Raw genomic sequence first — 21495 nt, 5'->3', positions numbered from 1 at the left:
GGCTCAGTTTGACAAATTTGATAGTGAACCAATGGTCGGATTGAGCCTGATTTTTTATGCACTACATTACAAGGCATCAAAAGGAATTGCCCAAATTCACCATTAGGCCCCTAAGAGAACTGGATTGGGCATTAATTAATATGAAATCGAAAATCAACGATTTATCTCTAAATTTGTTGCTCTTTTATAACCAATTACAACATACATGAAACTACTGACAAAACGATTACCATGGATTGTGGCACTTATGATCATGATCGCCTCTTGTCAAAATAATGATGACGGAATTACTCCGACAGGCAGTATACAACTTTCATTAAACCCTGTCATTACAGAAAACAGCGGACGGCTTGAAGAAGGCGATCCGGCAACTGTTGTCATTTCAATCAATAAGAGTGACGGAACCACCGTCCTGGATAGTGAAGAATTTGACGTATTACAATTCAACGATGCTTACTTGATCGAACCTATTGTTCTGGAGGTTGGCACTTATACGGTCGAGGAGTTTCTTGTACTCAACGAGAATAATGAGATCATTTTTGCCGCACCTTTGGAAGATGCCTTATTAGCTTCATTAGTTGAAAACCCCCTACCTGTAAGCTTTACAATTACCTCAGATGAGGTCTCAGATCTGGCGCTTGAAGTAATCAGCACGATAAACGTCGATCCGGAAGACCTGGGATATACTTCACTATCATTTCAAATCGCCCCTACAAAAAATATCTTATTAAGTGTGCAAACATTGAATAGTGATGCTACTGCGTTCGTCTTTACAGCTTCCGAATTAACCGTCTCCGGAGATGGCGATTTACTCTACTCTCGATCGCTAGGGGATTCCATCAATCTGGTACGTCTAAGAACAGATTACAATGAAGTCACCTTAACCGTCAAGCTCGATGAAAACAATTCAAAAACTGCTGTATTAAATGCTGACTCCATTGATTATCATACAACCGTTCCTCTAAATATCACATTTACTTCCTGTAATGCAACTGCTCCTACCACAATCGATCAGGATGTATTTGCTCAATATTCGTTTACAGGAAACGCCAATGATGAAAGTGGTAATGGACTGGAAGGTACACTTGGCGATGGTTTTGGTGGCAGCGAACCTGTGCTGACTACTGACCGATTAGGCCAAAACAACAGCGCTTACGAATTTGACGGCACGGACTATATCGACTTAAGCGAATCTTCACAATTCAATTTTGCAAATCACAGTAACTTCTCAATATCGGTATGGTTTGACCCTACCAGCGTAAATACGGATGATGTACAATATGTGGTAGGCAAATACAACTCAGCCAGTGACAATCGAAACTGGAGGATCGATGTGTATAATGGTGAAATCCGTTTCTATGCATTTGACCAGGGAGGCACAACTAGCAATCAATTAACGACTTCCGCAGATGAAGATTGGCAGAATATCATTGTCACTTTTGACGGAACTAACTATGAAATGTTCAAAAATGGGACATCTGTGGGTACAGTTGCCAATACGATCACCTTTAAGTCGTCCTCTTCTACCACAAAATGTGTCGTTGGGGCTGCTCATCATTCGGATGGTCTATTCGATAGAACATTTTCAGGAAAAATTGATGACTTAAGATTCTATAGCAGGGCAATTAGCGCTGAAGAGATCGAATACCTCAGTTGCCAATAACAACCTGATCTATCGAAGATCCAAAAACTTTAAGGGTGTCTGAAAAGTCACTCTTTTTTTGTGCCAAAGCAGTTTAGAAGGCATGTATATGCTGAACAGTAATACGCATATCTTTTAATTTAGCTGCTTACTTCATAAATGGAAAATTGTGACGAGAAAGCATTTTCTTCTTTCCAAAACACCTATTGAGCATCATTCGGGCAAAGTCGTAACGATCAGTGACTATTATCTTCACCTGGGAAGCGAGCTCGAGCATACTCATGTGGATCATGCTCGTATTGGAATTCATTTGATCGGTGACATCTTTGATTGGTTGCAACCCGAAAAAACCAATGAAGAGCTGCTTTCGGTTTTAAAAGCACAATCCCTGGAGCAGCTAATCCTGGAATTCGACCAGTTTTCAGGGGAATTCATCGTCATCTTCCAGATTGATGAAAAGATCTTCTTATTCAATGATGCCTGTGGACAAAAGGAAGTTTATTATGATGCCGACTTTCAGGCTTTTGGTTCCCAGCCAAGTCTACTAGGCCTAGTAGCAGATTTACGAAAGCACGAAGCTTCATCTTCGGCACAGGACTTTTACACATCAAAAACATTTAATCGGAATCTACTTTTTGTTGGCAATAGCACACAATTTCAAAATGTTGTTCATCTGACGCCCAATCATTACATCGATGTTCATCAGAAAGAAATCAACCGATTTTTCCCTTTAGAAAAGCTTAAATCACGTACGCTCCAGGAAGGCGCTTCTCAAGCTGCGAAAATGATTCGCGGCTATGTTGAAGCAGTTGCCACAAGGAAACCTTCGAAAATTGCTGTAACCGGAGGTTATGACAGCCGTGTCTTGTTCCTGGCCAGTCTGAACAGCGATAATTGCGAATATTTTGTTTTCCGGCACAAGGGCATGTCAGATCAACATCACGACATTAAAATTCCACGGGAATTAACCACTGCTTTTCAAAAAGAATTTGATGTCATTGATGATCTGGAAACCTATGAAGTGACTACCGATTACAAGGATCACATCGATTTTCCCCGGTATCCAAAAATTGACATCAATGATGTAGATCGCTCTTTCATAAATGGCAACGTCAGTGAAATAGCAAGAAACTTCTTCGGCTATGGAAGCTGGTATACGGCGGAGGACCTGGCATTCATCTCTGGAAACTCAATTCATCCATTTGTTGTCGATCAATATGAACAGTGGCTCAAAAGCAAACCGCATTTCGAAAGATTCGGGTATCATGTACTCGACATGTTTTACTGGGAGGAAAAAATGTCCAACTGGGGGGCAAAAATGAAAACAGAAGCAGCTGCTTTAAGCAGAGACGTCATTTCACCCATGAACTCACGGGCATTGCTAAAAACATTGCTTAGCGTAAATCGAAAGTACCGGGACTCACACTTCAACAAGCTCTATGACGAAATCATCAGGGAACTTTCGGATGGGAATAAAGCAGCGATAGACCTACCGATAAATCCGGACAAAAAACAGGACATGATCCGAACAATGAAAAAATACAGGCTTTACAATCTGTATCGAAGATTGGGGATCAAAACCCGAAAATTGAAAGTTTGATTGAACCCATGTGATTTTTCAGGATGTTCTTTTACAGTTGATCAAAGATCAAGGCCGCTCTGCATAGACAAAATAATGTCTGGGAGTGATTGTCCTTAAAAAAGGTCGAATGCCAATTTTCTTGATGGGTGCAATATGTTTTTCATCTTTCTTGATTGACCATCCGGCCTTTTCAAGCAGCATTTTCACTTGCTTTGCCTCAAATTCATGATAGTGGCAATCGTATGGATCATGATCATTCCAATAGGCTTTTGTAAACCACATGGAGAGGGGAACAGTAATGACCAGTTGTTTTCCAGCAATGGCTTTTAACAGTGGGAATGGAGAAACCATGTGCTCCAGTATCTCGAATCCTACCACCACCTCATAGGTAGGGTCACTAACCACCTCAAAATCAAGGTCCAGGTCCTGCCCTACATTCGTGTTGGTGATATCATACCCTTCATTGATCAGCATGTGTGAAAACGGATTGTCAGGGCCCAGGTTCAGAATCTTTTTACCTTTCAAATCCAAACCGTTCATGAACTCCAGCGTATTCAGGAACCGACGATGATGGGTTTTGAAATACGCGCCATCCTGATCTATTTCTATCATGCTTCGTGTCTATTTGGACCCAAAGTTAATTCCTCAACCCATGAGTTCCACGACAACCGAAAAAGACCTCCTCAAAAAATAATTTACTGAATCAATCAGTCTTTTAGTAAGCTACGGGCAATGACCAGTTTTTGAATCTCTGAAGTTCCTTCTCCGATCGTGCAAAGTTTTGCATCGCGATAGTACTTTTCTACCGGGTAATCTTTAGTGTAACCATATCCACCAAAGACCTGCACAGCTTCATTGGCCACAGAAACGGCAGTCTCGGAAGCATACAATTTGGCAATAGCCCCTGCATGATTGACATCTCCTTTGCCCGTGTTTTTGAATTCGGCAGCCTGATACGTCAGCAGTTTTGAAGCTTCTACTGAAGTCGCCATTTCCGCCAATTTGAAGGAAATACCCTGAAAATTGCTGATGGATTGTCCAAACTGCTCTCGCTCTTTGGAATAGGCTATCGCAGCATCCATGGCCCCTTCAGCAATCCCGCAACTCAATGCGGCAATAGAGATCCGACCACCGTCTAATACTTTCAATGCCTGAACAAATCCATCCCCTACTTCTCCAATCAGGTTTTCGGCTGGAATTCGGCAATCTTCGAAGATCATCTCGGAAGTTTCGGAAGCGCGCATTCCTAGTTTGTTTTCTTTTCTTCCGCCTTGGAAACCGGGAGTTCCACGCTCGACAATAAATGCAGAAGCATTTCTCTTGGTGTTGGGTTCACCCGTTCTTGCCACCACTACGGCCACATCACCTGAACCTCCATGAGTGATGAAGTTTTTCGCGCCATTGATCACCCACTCGTCTCCCTCCAGAACAGCCGTCGTTTTCATGTTCCCTGCATCAGATCCAGTATTAGGCTCCGTCAGTCCCCACGCGCCAATCCATCCGCCAGAAGCCAGCTTCGGCAGGTAAGTATGCTTTTGATGCTCGTTGGCGTGATAATAAATGTGGCCCGTGCACAAAGAATTATGTGCTGCCATAGACAGACCAATAGAAGGGTCTGCTTTTCCTAATTCTATGATGGCCGTGGCATACTCATGATAGCCAAAACCGCTTCCTCCATATAGTTCAGGAACAAAAACCCCCATCAATCCAAGCTCACCCATTTTACGGAATAACTCCGAAGGAAAATGTTGGGCTTCATCCCATTCCATTTTATAGGGTTCAATCTCTTTTGCCGCAAAATCCCGGATCATTTCCTGGATCATTGTTTTGTTTTCTTCAACGGCAGCTGGGTTCACTTCTGTTGCAACCATAAGGGGTGAATTTTTGGGTTAGAACAAATATAATTCTTTATACCATTAAAATGATCTTATAATCTTTCAAAAATCAAGCCAAACAAACGTTTACTAAAAAATTTAATTTGGCGTTTCATTGATTGACCATTCATAATCCATGTAATCAATATCGGCCTCTTCTAATATTTTCTGCTGCACATATTGATTCAAGAATTCTCTCAAAGAGCCACTTTTTGTAAAGTCTCCGCTAAACCACTGAAATATTTTCGAAACTTCGGCCTTGTCTGGGCTGATGAGGTTTCGAGCTGGGTCATTTAAGAATTCAACCGCTTGTTCCTGCAACTGCTCTTCCAACTTTGAGGCCTTAAATGCTTCCGCACGTAACTTCGGGCAAGACATGGAAGCACAATTGATCGCAAAATGAATCCTCGGCTCTTCAAATATTTTACGTAAAATGTTGTGCTCTATGTTGTTCAAATCATACTTTTCTCCGGCGATTTCAATGAATTTGATGTCCCAGGGAGTATTAACAAAAGGAACCTGCACTTTAGCACCAATGTCTTTGATGCTCTCGACCGGATAATGATCGAGGATCAAGTCAATGGTAAACGCATTGTAAAGATTGATCCAGTATGCCAATTTCTCTGGCTCCGTCCAATGCTGATCATTCGGAGGGTTGTCGGTGAGTAAGTCGAGGTATTGATCCAATTGCTCACGATCTTTTTCAAATCCTCTATAAGAAACCAATCCGGAGGCGTCTACATGTTTTTTGAGCAAGACATCAAAAATTTCATGCGATATCGGCTGAGTATTAGCTTGTTGCGGATCCAATGCATTGCAGCTGGCCATTAATACAGCGATAATGAGCCCATAAAGAAGTTGAGGCAGAGACAAGTATTTTGTTGCTTTTTGAAAAGAAGCCATTATTTTACGAGTTGCGAAGTGCGAAAATAATCCTTTGATACACCTAAATGGTAACGTTCATGTGTAGCATAAGGTCGTGTAATAAACCTAATTTGTTATCCAAATGACACAGTAAGAGCTATGGATATTATTTTGGAAAATAGTCAACTAATTGCGCTCATAGCCGGCTTTTTGATCATTGCGATCGCGGCAGATCGCATTGCGCGTGTTTTCCAAAAAATCAATCTACCACTGATTACCGGAGTGATCATCACGGGAATTCTAGCTGGTCCTTATATTCTGAATCTAATACCTGTTGAGGCAAGTACACAGTTAACATTCATCAACGAAACTGCTTTGGCTTTCATCGCTTTTGCGGCCGGAGCCGAGCTTTACTTGCGTGAGTTACAAGATCGGATTAAAAGCATCAAATGGAATACATTCGGCCAACTGGTCGTCACATTCGTCCTCGGCTCCATTTTACTGGTTTTACTGTCGCAATACATCCCCTTTTTAGCAGGCAAAAGCCTGGCGGTAAGAATCTCAATCGCTACCATTACTGCGGCGGTATTTGTCGCCCGCTCTCCAGCTTCGGCCATTGCCGTGATCAATGAGTTGCGGGCAAAAGGCCCTTTCGTGAAAACCGTAATGGGCGTGACGGTCGTCAAAGATTTTCTGGTCATTGTTTTGTTTTCCATTTGTTTGTCTTTGGGGCAATCATTGATCTCTGGAAAAGATTTCAATTTTGTTTCTATCCTGTTCCTTTTGCTTGAGCTCGGATTGTCCTTTGCTTTAGGATTTTTCGTTTTTGGGTTCTTACTCAAAAAAGTACTCTCGTTCAGAATCAGACGGGATATAAAAATCGTGATCGTCCTTCTGGTCGGTTATTCAGCTTACTACTTCTCGGGAATGGTTCGGGATTATTCAGGTCAGGTCCTTTCACACTCCTTGTTTTTGGAACCGCTGTTGATGTGTATCCTGGCAAGCTTCAACGTGACCAACTACAGCCGATACCGCCCCGAATTCCTGAAGATCCTTCACGACGCGAATACCCCTATCTACGTAGCCTTTTTTACCCTAACCGGCGCGACTCTATCGGTCAATGTACTGGGGGAGATCATCGGAGTAGCCCTGATCCTGTTCGGCATCAGAATTGCAACCATGATCATTGGTGGCTATGTGGGTGGCATGCTTGCCGGCGACCCGATGAAGCAAAATCACCTGGGATGGATGCCATACATCACCCAGGCAGGTGTAGCCCTGGGACTTACGACGGTCGTTGCCAATGAGTTCCCAGACTGGGGACCACAATTCTCAACAGCTATCATTGCCATGATTGTACTCAATCAATTCATTGGGCCACCCTTATTCAAATTCGCGATTTTCCAGGTTGGAGAAGATCGTACCAGAGGAACTACTCCCGATTTTGATGGGATCAATGATGTGATCATTTTCGGTTATGAAAGCCAGTCACTTGCCCTGGCCCGACAACTTAAAGACAATGGCTGGCAAGTAGAGATTGCTACGAAGAAAGAAAAAGGAAGCTTCACCGAACCAGAAGATTTTCCAATCATTTATTTCAAGGAAGTTTCTAAGGAAGTGTTCGATGCGATGGATATGCCTAAAGCCGATGCCATTGTGACCATGCTCTCTGACGAAGAGAATCTAGAAATCTGTGAACTGGCTTATCACGAGTACGGCACGAATGATCTGGTGGTAAGGCTCAACAACCGCTTTAATTCTCAAAAATTTGTGGACCTCAATGCCTTGATCGTGGACCCTTCTACGGCCATCGTGAGCCTGATGGATCACCTCGTGCGATCACCGCAAGCCACATCCCTTTTACTGGGCATGGAAAAAGGTCAGGATACCCGAGACATCAAACTGGGCAACGCTTCGCTACATGGAATAGCCCTCCGGGACCTGCGCCTTCCTTCGGACATCATTATTCTTTCAATTTCCAGAATGGGTCAGTCGATCATCAGCCACGGCTACACCCGCCTAAGGATCAATGACATCATTACCGTAGTAGGGTCGATCGAAAGCCTGAATGAAGTGCAATTTAAATTTGAGAAGTAAACCCACTTAATGCGCTGTTTTTCAGCCTCACCTTCTTATCGCGTAAATACCTAAAATTAATAGAAGACCTATGAATAAGATCGTGCCCCATATTAACACAGCGTTTGAAGAACCTACAATGGGTTGATCATTTCCAGACACTACCAAGGCACCCCAGAAATAAGGGTAACTCTCAATTTCTGTGGCACTTTGTATATAATCCAGTTTCGCCTGCCGGAGTGCAGCTCCTTTGGTTTTACCCTGTGACAAATAGTCATAGAATTTTTCAATGATAATGCTGGAGACCCGATCATCCACTTTCCAATGGCTCATCACAATACTCGGAACACCTGCATACTCAAACCCTTTGGCAAGACTTAAAATCCCATCTCCATTTTGAATTTGCCCAAACCCTGTATTACATGCGCTAAGCACAACCATACTGGCCTTCAGGTCCATGTTGAATAACTCGAACGTATGTAACATTCCATCCTCCAGACTGTCCGTGTGTTGCTGAAAAACTAACCTGGAATTAAGGGGATCACTATGATCCACAAAGGCATGACCAGCCATGTGCAGAACTCCAGTGAAATCACTTTGAGCTTTAAACGCGGATTCGGTGGCCTCATCTGCCAAAAAAACCTCGCCTTTCAGATAATTTTTAATAGCCTCTGCCTCTTTTTGATTCCATTTCAATGGTGTTATGGCATCCCTAAACTGATCTGAGATATCGAGAACCTGTGGAAGGTCCTGTGACCTATAGGAAGGCGCAAAACTGATGACATATTCTTCGGCTGAAACCTGAGAAAGCTCTTCATTGTCACCGTAATCATAAACCACCTCATAATCCTGAAGTAGGTACTTATATTCCTGACTTTCCGTTTCCCGCATCGTCACTTCAAGCGGCAAATAGCCTATAAAGCCATCAGGAACTACCCTCAATTTCTTAATTTCAGACCCCTCAAATGGGGTAAGTAGTGGTGATATCAATACATCATACAATCTCTTCGCGTCATCTTTCACAAATTCACGATCTGACAGTTTCTGTCGGTAGGTCACTATCATCTGGTCCAGTGAATCTCTTGAATAAATAGGTACCAGCATAAGAGAATCATGCGTCATAGCAAAACCGTAGTACAATGAATCAGTTAAAAAAAATTCAATGACCAGCTCATCTTCCGAAAAATCCTGTCTTCGAGAGGCCAGGTCTTTTACTGAAAAATCGTATTTGAGATGGTAATAAGCCGGAAATTTCTCCTCTAATATGAACTCCAAAGAATCCTGGGTTTGAATCAGACTAAAGAATTCATCTTCAAGTTCCGCTCTTTCCAGTGAGTCTAACCCTTTCTGAGTCATCTGGGAACGAACAAATGAAAATTTCTCTTTTAACTGCCTTTCATATGTGACGATGGAATCCGGAACATCACCAAAATTTTTGGCATCGTTCACAGCAAGCCAATCTAGCAAGGTACCTGTTTTGGCTTTTCGAGAAAAGTGATAAATATTTTGAAGGTAGGTTTCCTGATTAGTCTCATGATAAAGCCTTGCCGCTAACTTCAAAGCGTTCTGGTATATATTCTCGGCAGAAGCCGCAAACTCAACTTTATCTGAATACTGAATGGCTCTCCTTCTCGTCAGAGCTACTACTTCATCAGCTGTGATGAATGCAGATAATGCATGAATCAAGGCATCTTTTGTCCCTTTCTGCTTCAAGATGCGAGCCTTAGTATCGAGAATAGACAACATTAATACATTATCGAGGCTTTGAACCGGCAATGGGTTTTTGGCCAGATCCTCGTCATTAAAGTCCTCTGTACAGGCAATCAAAGATTTCTGAATATAAAATTGAGCCTTATCTGTCTGACCTAGTTCCAGATATACCTCACTCAAGGACTTCAACACCGTGGCCACCAATGGATATCGCTTACCAACTGTTCTTTGAAGTCCTTCCAAAGCAAATTCGAAATTATCAATTGCCTCTTCGGGCTGCCCTAAAATCTGATAACATTTGCCTTGATTAATATAAACACCCAATAAGTCACGATGATCCTCACCCCAAATCGCAGACAGAATATCGATCGCTTTTTGACTAAATTCCAGTGATTTTTCATAATTACCTGCCCTCAGGTAAACCTCTCCTAAATTCAAATTTAGTGCTCCAGACCGGAAATTATCGTTTGCCACATATCCAGTCTGAATGTCAAGCGCCGTTTTCATGAGCGTAATAGCTTCCTGATAGTCTTCCGCAAACATCTTGGCTGCACCAAGATCATTAATAGCCCACGCAGTAACATAATGATTAGGCCCCCAAGTTTCTTTACTTAGATCCAGACTTTGTTGAATATATTTTATGGCAAGTTCATATTGCCCCATCTGCATATGGATAAGGCCCAGACCATTGTACTGCGCGACTAATCCCCGTTTATCAACCGATTCTACATCCTTCTCAAGATTAAGTGACTTCTGGCGAAATTTCAAAGACTGACTGTACAAGCCTTGTTGATAGAAATTACTGGAATATATGCTGTAGATGTGAGGAAGGTTATGATCGGATTCAGGACTGGCTAATGCAAGGTCAATGGCTTTCTCAATCCAACCCTCAGCAATTCTGTACTTACCTTTTTCCAGATAGACCGTTCCAATCTGTCGATGGATGGCGCTCAGCTTCGGATGTGATTTTGGCAAAATATCCTCCCGCAAGTCCAGACAGAGCTTGTAATAATGTAACGACGAATCTGTGTTACTTAAATCCGAGAAATAGGTCCCAATATATTCCAAGGAAAGCGCATGAGAGACATTATTACCACCCGTTCTTTCAATGTTTTCCAATAGGTTGGACTTCTCATATTTCAATGCCTTATCCGCCTCTCCCTCAAAAGAATAGGTATGCCCTAACTCCAGTTTGGATCTAAAATACTGCTCCCAAAGTTCGAATTCGTTAAAAAGTTCAGCTGCTCGTTGAAAAGAGAGACGAGCACTGTCATAAGTACCAGACTCCCGAAAGCTGATGCCCTGACGTAAGTAAGCGTTGGCCCGGGTTGTATCTGAGGTTATCTCCGTTTGCGCACATAGTTCAGAAGACATTAAGCCTAAACATATTACCAATAGTACTATTCCGTATTTCATGAGTTGTTCCTGATCATTTTTTCATTCTCAAAGACCCACATAATAGCGAGATCGTTGCTCCAGATGAAGTTATTTGCTTGATAATTCGTGAGGTTCTTTTAAGGCAACAAGGTTAATACGATTTTAGCATCTAACATCCTTTATCAGGAATTAATGATTTTCATCAACCGGCTCCGTCCTTGATAGCAACAATTCAAAACAAAAAGGAGCACCATGAATGCTCCATTTTTAACTAATCCAAATGTGTGAATGTTGCTCTTATGAGTAACTACCGGTTAGTTACCCAAAGCGGGTGATCGTTCCATCTTCAGGTTTAAGAAGTAATTCGGCTAAAATTTAAAGAATCCAAAAATCCAGCACCAACTACTCCGATCAAGCATGAGGTTTAACCTGTTATCAAGTGTTACCATACGGATAAGGATCATTTAACTTATTTAATCTTGTACCGAAACAATTGGTTATTTGCAATATTGTTCATTCTCAGTGGTCTATTTGTAGAGGCTATGCCACTAAGGACTGCCACTGACTCACTTATCAATGGTTCTTTGGATATCGTGCTTCAAGTGGAAGAGCTGATCAAAACCGGTCAATTATCTAACGCTAGATCCCTGCTAACTTCTACCACAATTGAGGAATATGAGCATCCAATTGATCCAATTCAATTCAACTATTTGACAGGCCTACTACATTACCATGAAGGAAAATATCAGCTAGCCATCCCCCTACTGAGAGCAGCTATCTATGATCACCCTACTGATATTTATGAGGAGAAATGGAACCTAAGACCGCTGGAGGTTATGGGTCATGTGTATTATTACCAATCACAATTAGATTCCTCCATCCATTACTCGCTCCGGTATCTACAGTCTTTAGAATACTTCAAAGATCAGGACCCTCTTACTTGGAGTGATCTTTGGAAGAAGGCGGTGTATAGCATGGGGCATCTCTACGTTGAAAGAGGAAATTATCAGGCGGCGCTGGAGCAATACAAACTTTGGGCAGAGATTGCATCAATAGGTGCAGAAAAAAACCTGGCCCTAACGTACCGCGGAAGGGTCTTAATCGAAATAGGCGCCACCCATCAGGGACTGGGTCTATTGCAAAAAGCAATTGATTCAATAGATGCCCCCCTTTATCCAATCCAGTATGCCTTGCAGGCTGAAGCTTATTTGAAGATCAATCAACTGGACCTAGCAGACCTTCACATTCAACAGTTATTTGATTTGTTAGCTGAGTACCCCACCAATTCATGGATTATGGCAACAGCAGAATTTACGAAAGGGTGCATTTTATATAAACGGAAGGAGTATGAAAAATCTATTGATTTTTTTCGGAGGTCGATAAAAAAATTAGCGCATCATGATCCAAATTCTCAAATGATCATTCAAGGCTATACCCAATGGTACAATAGCCTTATCGAAACCCATCAATTCGAAGAAGCAGAAGCATTAAGCAAGGCACTTTCCTCTAATCCCCGCCAAAAAAGCTCAGCGCATTGGCTCCGGTATGAATTGGCTACTGCAAAAAGAGCCATGTACATCGGTAAACAAGCAGAAGCACAAGAAATACTTCAAGACATACTTGATCGGAACACGCGTGAGTTAGCCAATGGATACGTCCGGCACATCGATCCGTGGCTTCAGGCGCAAGCCAGGATGAACCTGATCGCTCTCAACCAAAAAGCTGAAATTGAACCTTCAGACTCAACATTTAATCAATATTTAGAAGTGGATGAGGCAATCAATGAATTGCGGATGACTTACTTATCATATGCGGACCAAATCGGATTGAGTGACACCATACATGGCATGTATCAGGAGGCAATTGATTACGGATTTCAATTGTATGCCAATGATCCTGATCAAGACCTTTTAAACGACATTACCTGGTTGATAGAAAGAAGCAAATCCATTAGCTTATATCACCAGTTAGATTTGAAAGGACGCCAATCACAATTCGTTGATCAAAGCAAAATCAATCAGGAGTTGAATCATTACTATGGACAACTCTTCGGAAAAAAGGAACAACAAACCTTGCTACAGGACACCTTGGTCAAATTAGAGGAAGCAAAAAATCGATTTACCCAAGAAGAAAATTTCGGTTTATCAATAGGCAAGCCCATCCTCCATCAACTATCAGAAAAACTCGATAAGGACCAAACACTGATCAGCTATTATTTCGGGAAGAAGTACTTGTATCGCCTCATCCTCAATCAGCAAAATCAAGACATTCAATCACTCGGACCAGTCACTATCATTCAAAAAGCCATCCAAACCTTCAATCAGCAGCTATCACTTCGTGATTTCTCCAAAGAAGGAGTATCAGACTTCAGTGAGTCAGGGAATAGCCTTTACCAACTACTGTTTGATGCCATCTCGTCGGAACAACTCACCAAGCATTTGACCATCATTCCTGATGGACCTTTATTTCAGGTTCCTTTTGAATTGTTAACTACAGAAACATCCGGCGAAAACTACCGATCCTTGCCTTATTTACTGAAAAACCATGTGATCAATTATAGCCAATCATTATCCCTGTTGGATCATTTCAACGATATAAAGAAAACAGCTTCACCACACGTGATGGCCGTCGCGCCCAGCCAATTTGAAACGACCGAACAATTGATGACTTCCATGCCATCAGTCAGCCGGGATTTTGGTCCTTTAGCCCATAATCAGGAAGAAGTTGAGTATGTCCAGGAACTATTTGGAGGGATCGTGCTTAAAAGTGAGGCAGCCACGGAAAGCGCGTTCAGATCAAACTTCAAACCGAATGCTATCCTGCACCTGGCCACACATGCATACAATGACCGGGTGACACCCGACAACTCGTTCATCTTTTTCCAAAATGACAAACGAGATAGCCTTAATGATGGCAAGCTGTATGCCTGGGAAGTCACCCAATTGGAGTTGACCAGTCCAATGGTGGTATTGAGCGCCTGCAACACCGGATTGGGCAAAACCTATCTGGGCGAAGGTCCACAGAGTTTAGCCTCTTCGTTCTTTCGAGCAGGCGCACGGTCGGTGTTGATGTCACTTTGGAAAGCCAATGACCTTACAACCGCCAATCTGATGCAACAGTTTTATTCTCATCTGAAAACCGGGAAAACGAAAGATGTTTCGCTTCGTAAGGCCAAGTTAGATTTTCTGGAAAACTGTGATGAGTTGTATGTTCACCCTGCATTTTGGGGTGGTTTTATCGTTGTTGGTGATACGAGATCAATCGATCAAGACAGGAATTACAATTGGTGGCTGCTATTGATTATTCCTACTTTGGTGACCTTATGGCTACTCAGAAAAAAGAGGACATACAGGTAAAACAAGACATCAGCATCAGCGATGCTCCCATTATGCCATACCTATCAATTGTTTCTTGGTCTCCTAATGGTTTCGTATAATCAAATGCTCTGGGTGGGATTTCGGAAAATTTTTAAGCTGCCTGAAAAAGCATAAAAATGCCCTAGGCAATCAAGCAAAGGGCTTTTTAAGATATTTTAAATCTTTCCAGTCGTATTTGGACGAAGTTTCGGGAGCTGTGTTAAGGATTATTTTTTCCGCGATGGAAACCATCGATCCTGAACCCAATTTTTATTAGCCAGGGTCGGTTACTCAAGTCGTTGGACCGATGATTTACATTGTAAAGCAGTAGGGTGAAAAGTGTTGCTTTTCCAATTCTGAAATCTTTTCCTGCTCCTACGAACAATCCCCAATCTTTCACAAGGCGCGAGTTGGCCGGTTCGGAACCAAAAAGGGAACGGTACCATCGTTCGGAGTATTCCCCCCACAGAAAAATAGAAGGAGTCAGGTGATACCGTGAAAAGCCACTCCAGCCGTGGTTATCAGAATTAGGCTGAGATACTCCTGAGAATTGTTCTCGAACCCCAAAGCCAAGCCCGGTCATCCAATGTTTGTTCCACCAATAACCCAATTGCAATTGGGTATCGAGCACCAGCGGATCCGTGGATGGCATGTCCAGGTTTCCGCCAAAATACAATCGGTCTGCAAAAGGTAAATCCGACAATGAATTTCGTTTCAACCCGTTTTTAGGATCTTCTATAGAAGGTAGCTTTTGGTATTTCTGTTTGAGCTTTTCCGTACGCAACATCGCATCCTGAAATTGCTGTGGGTCGACCTTGTCAAACAACCCCTGGGCATCTTTGGGTGAAATGAAATTTGGATTCTTCAGTGCGGATACTTTTTCAGAAAGTCCTAGTACCTCTTCAGGTAACCCAGCACCCTCTCCCAAGGGCAATTCAGGATTATCCGGAAAGTACTCACTAACCTGTTGTTCGGCATGCCGCTCGGCCTCCTTCTCAGTGTGATTGGTCATGGCTTCCCACGTCAGCGAATCACGATTCAAATCAGGTAATTCGTAAGGTGTACCGGAAATTCGGTCCTCTAATTCTTGGGCTAAAGCTGCAGAGTCCGATGGATAAGGAACGCTTTGTTTGATGGCTTGCCTTCCCTCTCTGACCCACTGTGCCGAATCTTTCGCCGCGTATTGTTCAATGGTTTTCTGGTGTTTATGGGATAGTTTTCCTTCTGTCATCAAACGATCCACTAAGGCTACCGAATCTTCTTTTGAGCATACAATAGCATCCGGATATTGGCTCCGCTCCTCTTCGTATAACCTATTGAGCTTTTTTCGGGCTTTAACATACTTGCGCGCTTCTTTGGCTTGCCGCTTATAGGCCTTCCATTGCGCTTTTCTTGCCTTGACCTCTGCCTTGCGATGATTGAATTGACCCACGGCTTTTTGATGCTTCCCGGTCGCCTGAACCTTACTGGTGACCTGAGCAAAAGCCCCTACTCCAGCCAACATCCACCAAACAATCAAGATGACCCTTCCGATTTTTTCCATATATACTGCTTATGGGTATTAGTTGCATTGATTGTGGAAGCGTTCCAGTTAAATCAGGATTTGTGAAAAATAAAAGAGCGTAGCAGGTGCTACGCTCAGTGATGAATTCTTATCGTTTTTCTCAGATTCCTTAAAAGAAACCCAAGTCTGGCACGGAAGTAACTTCCGCGCCAGGTAGAAAATCGTAAATTTTAACCTTGAGTAAAAGTGGCCTCTTTTCGACATCCAAAACACTTAGTGCCTCCAAACTTTCTATAATTCTCAAGAGCTTTATCAGCTTTTTGACTGTCTGAGTTTCTGTATTTGAGATATTCGGCTTCAAAATAGTTCATAAGGTTTCTATTAATTCTTCGACCGTCTTTCATTATTGTGATATCGTACAACAATGCAGCCCCTCCTACAACTGGATAAAAATAACTTACAGTACTTATAGTCCCATTTTTAATCAAATTCCCTGTTGCAGCATTATTGTAACTTCCTGTACGGTAAACTTCTGCTTCTGCTTCATAAATGTCTGTCATTAAAAAGGCCATATCAACAATTAGCGTAGCTCTCCCCAACTTGCCCGAAAAGTTTTTGATAGAAGTAATTTGGGAGTTCTCAACCAGGAGCCTAACCTCTTTCACTTTCAAAGATCTTGGATTTCCAACTTTGATACGGTTTATGGGCAATTTGCCCCCTTCACCTACTTTAATTGACTTGACTTTTAGCTTAGACCTTTGCCGAGGTAGATCCAGGTTATTTGCTAATGTAGTGCCCCCGGCGGAACCAAAGGATAAAGCAGAATTGGTATTCCTTAATATAGTCATTATGGACTCCATCTTTTTCTTATCCACGCCATTGTCCAAGCGAATCAAACCTTGGTCTTTCGCATACTTCTCACTATAAGGTTGGTTATGAATAATACTTCCATCAGTTGCTAACCACTTTTCCAAACCTTCCAATTCAGCATGAGCAGTCACATGATTTTCACTAAATGCATAAGGACTATTATATACATATTTTTCCGCTAACGGATCGACATTAAAGAACCTTCCTAATTCAGGCATAGCATTTCGCCATTTATATTGATCCCAATTTGTCTCAGTCTGATGCTCTTGACCTTGGAATCTCCATAAGTTTTCCAGATTACCGTTTCTACTTCTTGAGTTGAAAGTCAACCCAAACGGGTAATACTCATCTGACTGCACTACATTGGTCTTACCCTGATACACATTGAAATCGTCAAAATGAACGGCAATTGGCTCCGCATTTTCATTGCTCAGGTAAGTCAGAAAATATCCCTCTCGATCAGGTATGATGTCGCTGATGGACAACTTCTGGTGCACCCCAATTCCTTGGGCCGCCGTACTCACCTGGGTAAATCCCGAAGTGACAAACTTCATGTCTTCATCGAACAGGATGTAGTTGAGGAACGCCCTGGGGGCCGTGTTGTTGGTTCCTCCTTTGTTTGCTGCATTGAAATCTGTAATGGCATCATTAAAGGCATCGGAATTAGCACCTGACACGCCTTCGCCATCCACAAAACTGTCGGTGAAAGCCCCAAACAACAAGTTGTAGGCAGTAGGTAAAAACGTATTACCAGCAGGAACTGCTTCGTAGTTTGCTTGGACACTTAGGTGAAGGGTGTCCGACTTATTCACTTTCAGCAAGAGCATCGCTCCTACTTCTCCGTTTTCATCCAATAATTCTACCCGGCTACCGCCTGAAGTAGTATTGGCCTGGGCATTCACGTGTGGATGTAGTGCCTGGAAGCCATTGCCCTGACCTGCCTCAAACGTACCAATCGTGCGGTAATTTTCGGGAGTGGTAGAAAAGGTCAATCGGTTGTTCCCCAGGTGATCTGCCAGGTGGTACTGGTAATCAAAACCTGCTCCTTCACCGAGTGAAATAAGACGCCCTGCCGCATGTTGGATCAAACTTAAATCATGGTCTTCATAAATAACACTTGCTCGATAATCCGTTTTGGTCACCACACCCTCAATGTTCGCTACTTTTTGCAGTTTAATTCCGGCTGCATCGTATATGAACTGAACGGTATTGCCGTTGGCAAACTGTACCATCTCTGGCAGGTTAAGGAAGTTGTAGCTAATGGCAGTGATGTCCTTGTTACGATCCAGTGTCATGTTTCCATTGGCATCGTAAGCATAGTCATCTCCAGTATTGGTACCATCTTTGAATCCACCGATATTTGCCCCATCGTCGACCTTCATCAGGCGATTGCCCACGTTGGTATACTGCAGATCATCATTCAGTCCGTTTCCGGTGCCGTTTCGCTTTAACGTCTCAATGTTGCCGTTCAGGTCATACGTTAACTCCGGCACATCATATTGACCAACGTTGCCGTTGTTACTGAAATGATCGGCCGCTGCAAGTCGGTTCAATTGATCATAGGTGAATGCATAACCCCTGGTCTTATTGTACCCTACATTGCCATGACTGCTGTACTTGATAGCACTGATGTTACCATCGTAGGTCCCAACATTACCCATCTGGGCATCTTGCGTGCTATAATGCAGCTCCATCCCAAACAAGTCCAGGTTGGCCTCCGTTGGATCAGCATTCAGCTCCGGATCATTGATGGACTTCAACCAGCCACGGATGTTGTATTGGTAATCCAACGACTGCTCAAACACAGGATCAGCAAGGGTGCTATGGAGATTTTTCTCCGTTACCTGACTGATCTCATTGTAGGTATGGGCTTTCAACAAAACCGAATCCTGATCATCGAGTTGATGCCAATGTTCTAAGACTCTGCCTGAATGATCATACACGAAGGACTCATTGATGATATGCTGCTCCAAATCATCATGGATACGACGCGATTTCAGCACTTGACCAATAAAATCGTATTGGTTATAAATCGTCTCCGTTCCTCCGTCCAAGTTCTGTGTAGCAATCTGGAGAGGTCGCTTTTCTTCATCAAAATAGGTAACTGACCATAGAAACTGGTTTGTACCCAAAACATTGGTTTTCGTAGCAGAAACTAACCCTTTGGTAGAAGCTGCTCGGGTTACAGCACCCCATTCTCCAACAGGATAAGAAAAGGCCAACACCGCAGGAATACCGGTCGGCGTTGTATCGTAATAGGTTACCGAATGTACTTGATCCACCTGGACAGGATAGGTTTGATTGGTGTAGCTATGTAACGCACTTCCTGCCGTCTCAAAACGATTACTCCCACGGGCATCGGAGCGAATGGACTCCAAGGTACCCGTAAGTGTCGTAAGACCCGTGATCACAGGGCGGTTTAGCTCATCGTACTTGGTAAATAACCACTGGTTATTGGCTCGTTGATTACCATCTTGCGAAAGCAATAACCGATCCCACCGATCATAAACCATCAACATATGGTCTGCACCTGGCACCTTTTTCTTGATCACCCGATGCCTGCCGTCATATTCGTATTGAAAAGCCCAGAGATCCAGTAAATCTGGAGTGATTACTACACTGCCTGCCAATGACTTGATGATCGGCATGCCTGCAAAGCCTGAAGGTACGGTGACTCGGACGCCCTCCAGGAAATAAAACTTCTTGTTTGCATCTCCGGATTGCAATGTGTAATCTTCTGTCAAGACCGTGTAGTCTCCAATGGTACCATCGCCCGCACCTTCTTCCAATTGTTTGACGCCTTCCGGTGGAACGACCACCCTCAAATCACCATAGATGTCGTAGACATAATAGGTATCCGCCCAGGCATCCACATCCACCTGATTCCTTTTCAGTACCATTTCTCCACTCTTATTCGTGTAAGTAATGGATTGGTTTCCATCTTCATCAGCTACCGTTACCTTAGTCAGCTCTCCGGCCTCATAATATGTACCCAGCAATTCTACAAAGTCTTCACTGAACCAGTGATATACTTCTTCAGGACCGTTCACTTCATATTTCATGGTCACTGGATGCGCATCTGGTTGCCAGGCTTCTCCCGGTGCACCTTGTTTCAGGGGTCGGGCCAGGGGGCTCTTCTCCACTTCCGTGATCCCGAAAGGAAAGGTACTATGTGCGATGCCAGGTGTTTGCCGATAGAATTGATGTTGCGGACTATTTTCATAGGTCCCATCTTCAATGGCGTCTGGTTGGTAGCAGGCCGTTGTTCCATTCGTAAAGGGCAGGAAACTTTTGAGGTTCTGCCCCAGTCCATTGTATTCCATAGGCTGTACCACATCCAAGCCAGAAGGAGAAGCCTGCCAGGCCACTTGCTGGACTGAACGACCCAGCCCATCCATGTATTGATAGGCAAGATCTTTATAGGACTTATCTCCATAATAGATATCATCAAAATCCTTGTCCTCTTCTCTGGCACTGTATGTTGCCACATAATTGATCTCCTGATCCTTCAAGGGCACAGTTATGGTCACAATGGCCGTCGAATCGCTTTTACAATCGTCTGTCACGACTCGTCTGAATTGAGTGGTCTCTTTGATTCTTCCTGTAGGTGTAAAACTTAAATCGCTGGCATCTGGAATAACCTCCCATTTTCCATTCTCAATTTTTCGAACCCAGGAATAATTCAATGTTCCATCACCACCCGATGGGGCACTCACATTTCCCAGTTCGCCAGCGTATTGACCTTCCTCAATGGTTTTTGATCCATCGACCTGCCCGGGGTTCAAGGGCGTATCTTTCATTTGGATCGTGACAATGTTAGACCCTACACTACCGCAATCGTCTATCGCGTATCGTCGGAATTGGGTCAGAGTGGTCAATTCATCCGGTGCATAGGTCAAGCCACCATGTGATGTACTGAGCCAGGTCCCTGTATTCCCTTCACGATATTTCCATTCGTAAGACACACTTCCGGTTCCTCCTTGCGCCGCTCCATTACTCCCCAAAGGCTGAGGCTGATCACCTGGACATATGATCTGATCACCGCTGATCTGCCCTGGGGACACTGGATCAGCAATTTGTACTGTGATTTCATTGGAATAGAGTGTACCGCAACTCCCGCCGCTTTGCACCCTGAATTTAGTGGTTTGGGTGATCGGCCCACTACTGATGGTAGATACGAAAGTCGGAAGAGGTGTTTGAACCAGTTGGGTCCATGAGCCTCCGTTCACACTTTTCATCCATAGCCCATCCGGACCGTTCACATCGGAAGCCGTGAGCTGAATTGCTTCACCACTGCATACCTCCGATTTTGAAGACACAATTGAACCCGCAGAAAATCGATTGATGATCATTGTGGCATTCACTGCACCTTGCACTTCAAGTGTGAATTGACTTTTATCAGATGGAAAGTCTACGTACACTTGAGGAGTGATACCGAATAATCGGACACCATCCAGGTACCACTGATGACTCCCTGCGGAGAGGCCACCATTACTTGATTCAGCCTGATAGAGGACATCTTGCTGTTCACCGGGACAGATGACTTGTGGGCCCGTAATTTGCCCATCCTGGGCCTGGGCAAACCAAACGATCGCCCATAATATGCCTGTCAATAGGTATTTCATATTCATATTTTTAGC

The 21495-nt window shown here is 43.3% G+C and carries 10 protein-coding genes; 4 read left to right on the top strand and 6 right to left on the bottom strand.

Features of this window, described 5'->3' with window-relative positions:
• Window positions 1–205: 205 nt before the first annotated feature.
• On the top strand, window positions 206–1663 hold the full coding sequence (locus R8G66_34060; GenBank protein MDW3197453.1) for a LamG domain-containing protein: 1458 nt from the start codon (window positions 206–208) through the stop codon (window positions 1661–1663).
• 148 nt (window positions 1664–1811) lie between these two features.
• Window positions 1812–3242, top strand: a complete 1431-nt coding sequence (locus tag R8G66_34055) for a hypothetical protein (protein MDW3197452.1) — start codon at window positions 1812–1814, stop codon at window positions 3240–3242.
• A 48-nt stretch (window positions 3243–3290) separates the two neighbouring features.
• Here the strand turns inward: R8G66_34055 and R8G66_34050 are convergent, their stop codons facing one another.
• The 3 genes from R8G66_34050 to R8G66_34040 form a co-directional block, all read right to left on the bottom strand.
• Window positions 3291–3836 (bottom strand): methyltransferase, encoded by a 546-nt coding sequence (locus tag R8G66_34050; GenBank protein ID MDW3197451.1) that lies wholly within the window; start codon window positions 3834–3836, stop codon window positions 3291–3293.
• A 95-nt stretch (window positions 3837–3931) separates the two neighbouring features.
• Window positions 3932–5095, bottom strand: coding sequence for an acyl-CoA dehydrogenase family protein (locus R8G66_34045; protein MDW3197450.1), 1164 nt, complete (start codon window positions 5093–5095; stop codon window positions 3932–3934).
• 102 nt (window positions 5096–5197) lie between these two features.
• Window positions 5198–6001 carry a DUF547 domain-containing protein gene (locus R8G66_34040; GenBank protein MDW3197449.1) on the bottom strand — a complete coding sequence of 268 codons (804 nt, stop codon included), beginning with the start codon at window positions 5999–6001 and terminating at the stop codon, window positions 5198–5200.
• Between the two features lie 120 nt (window positions 6002–6121).
• Between R8G66_34040 and R8G66_34035 the strand changes: the two genes are divergently transcribed.
• The gene (locus R8G66_34035; protein MDW3197448.1) at window positions 6122–8059 is read left to right on the top strand and encodes a cation:proton antiporter; all 1938 of its coding nucleotides are present in this window, start codon (window positions 6122–6124) and stop codon (window positions 8057–8059) included.
• Window positions 8060–8086: 27 nt separating this feature from the next.
• Here the strand turns inward: R8G66_34035 and R8G66_34030 are convergent, their stop codons facing one another.
• Window positions 8087–11122: a CHAT domain-containing tetratricopeptide repeat protein gene (locus R8G66_34030; protein ID MDW3197447.1), complete on the bottom strand. Its 3036-nt coding sequence runs from the start codon at window positions 11120–11122 to the stop codon at window positions 8087–8089.
• 482 nt (window positions 11123–11604) lie between these two features.
• Here R8G66_34030 and R8G66_34025 point away from each other — a divergent pair, with 482 nt between their 5' ends.
• A complete protein-coding gene (locus R8G66_34025) occupies window positions 11605–14481 on the top strand; it encodes a CHAT domain-containing protein (GenBank protein MDW3197446.1) in 2877 nt (958 codons plus the stop codon).
• 220 nt (window positions 14482–14701) lie between these two features.
• Here the strand turns inward: R8G66_34025 and R8G66_34020 are convergent, their stop codons facing one another.
• The gene (locus R8G66_34020; protein ID MDW3197445.1) at window positions 14702–16024 is read right to left on the bottom strand and encodes a hypothetical protein; all 1323 of its coding nucleotides are present in this window, start codon (window positions 16022–16024) and stop codon (window positions 14702–14704) included.
• 191 nt (window positions 16025–16215) lie between these two features.
• Window positions 16216–21480, bottom strand: coding sequence for a DUF6443 domain-containing protein (locus tag R8G66_34015; GenBank protein MDW3197444.1), 5265 nt, complete (start codon window positions 21478–21480; stop codon window positions 16216–16218).
• Window positions 21481–21495 lie beyond the last annotated feature (15 nt).

This window comes from Cytophagales bacterium (genome assembly GCA_033344775.1).
Taxonomy (GTDB): domain Bacteria; phylum Bacteroidota; class Bacteroidia; order Cytophagales; family Cyclobacteriaceae; genus JAWPMT01.
The sequence above is the reverse complement of the archived record's forward strand: the minus strand, read 5'-3'. Positions and strand labels throughout refer to the sequence as shown.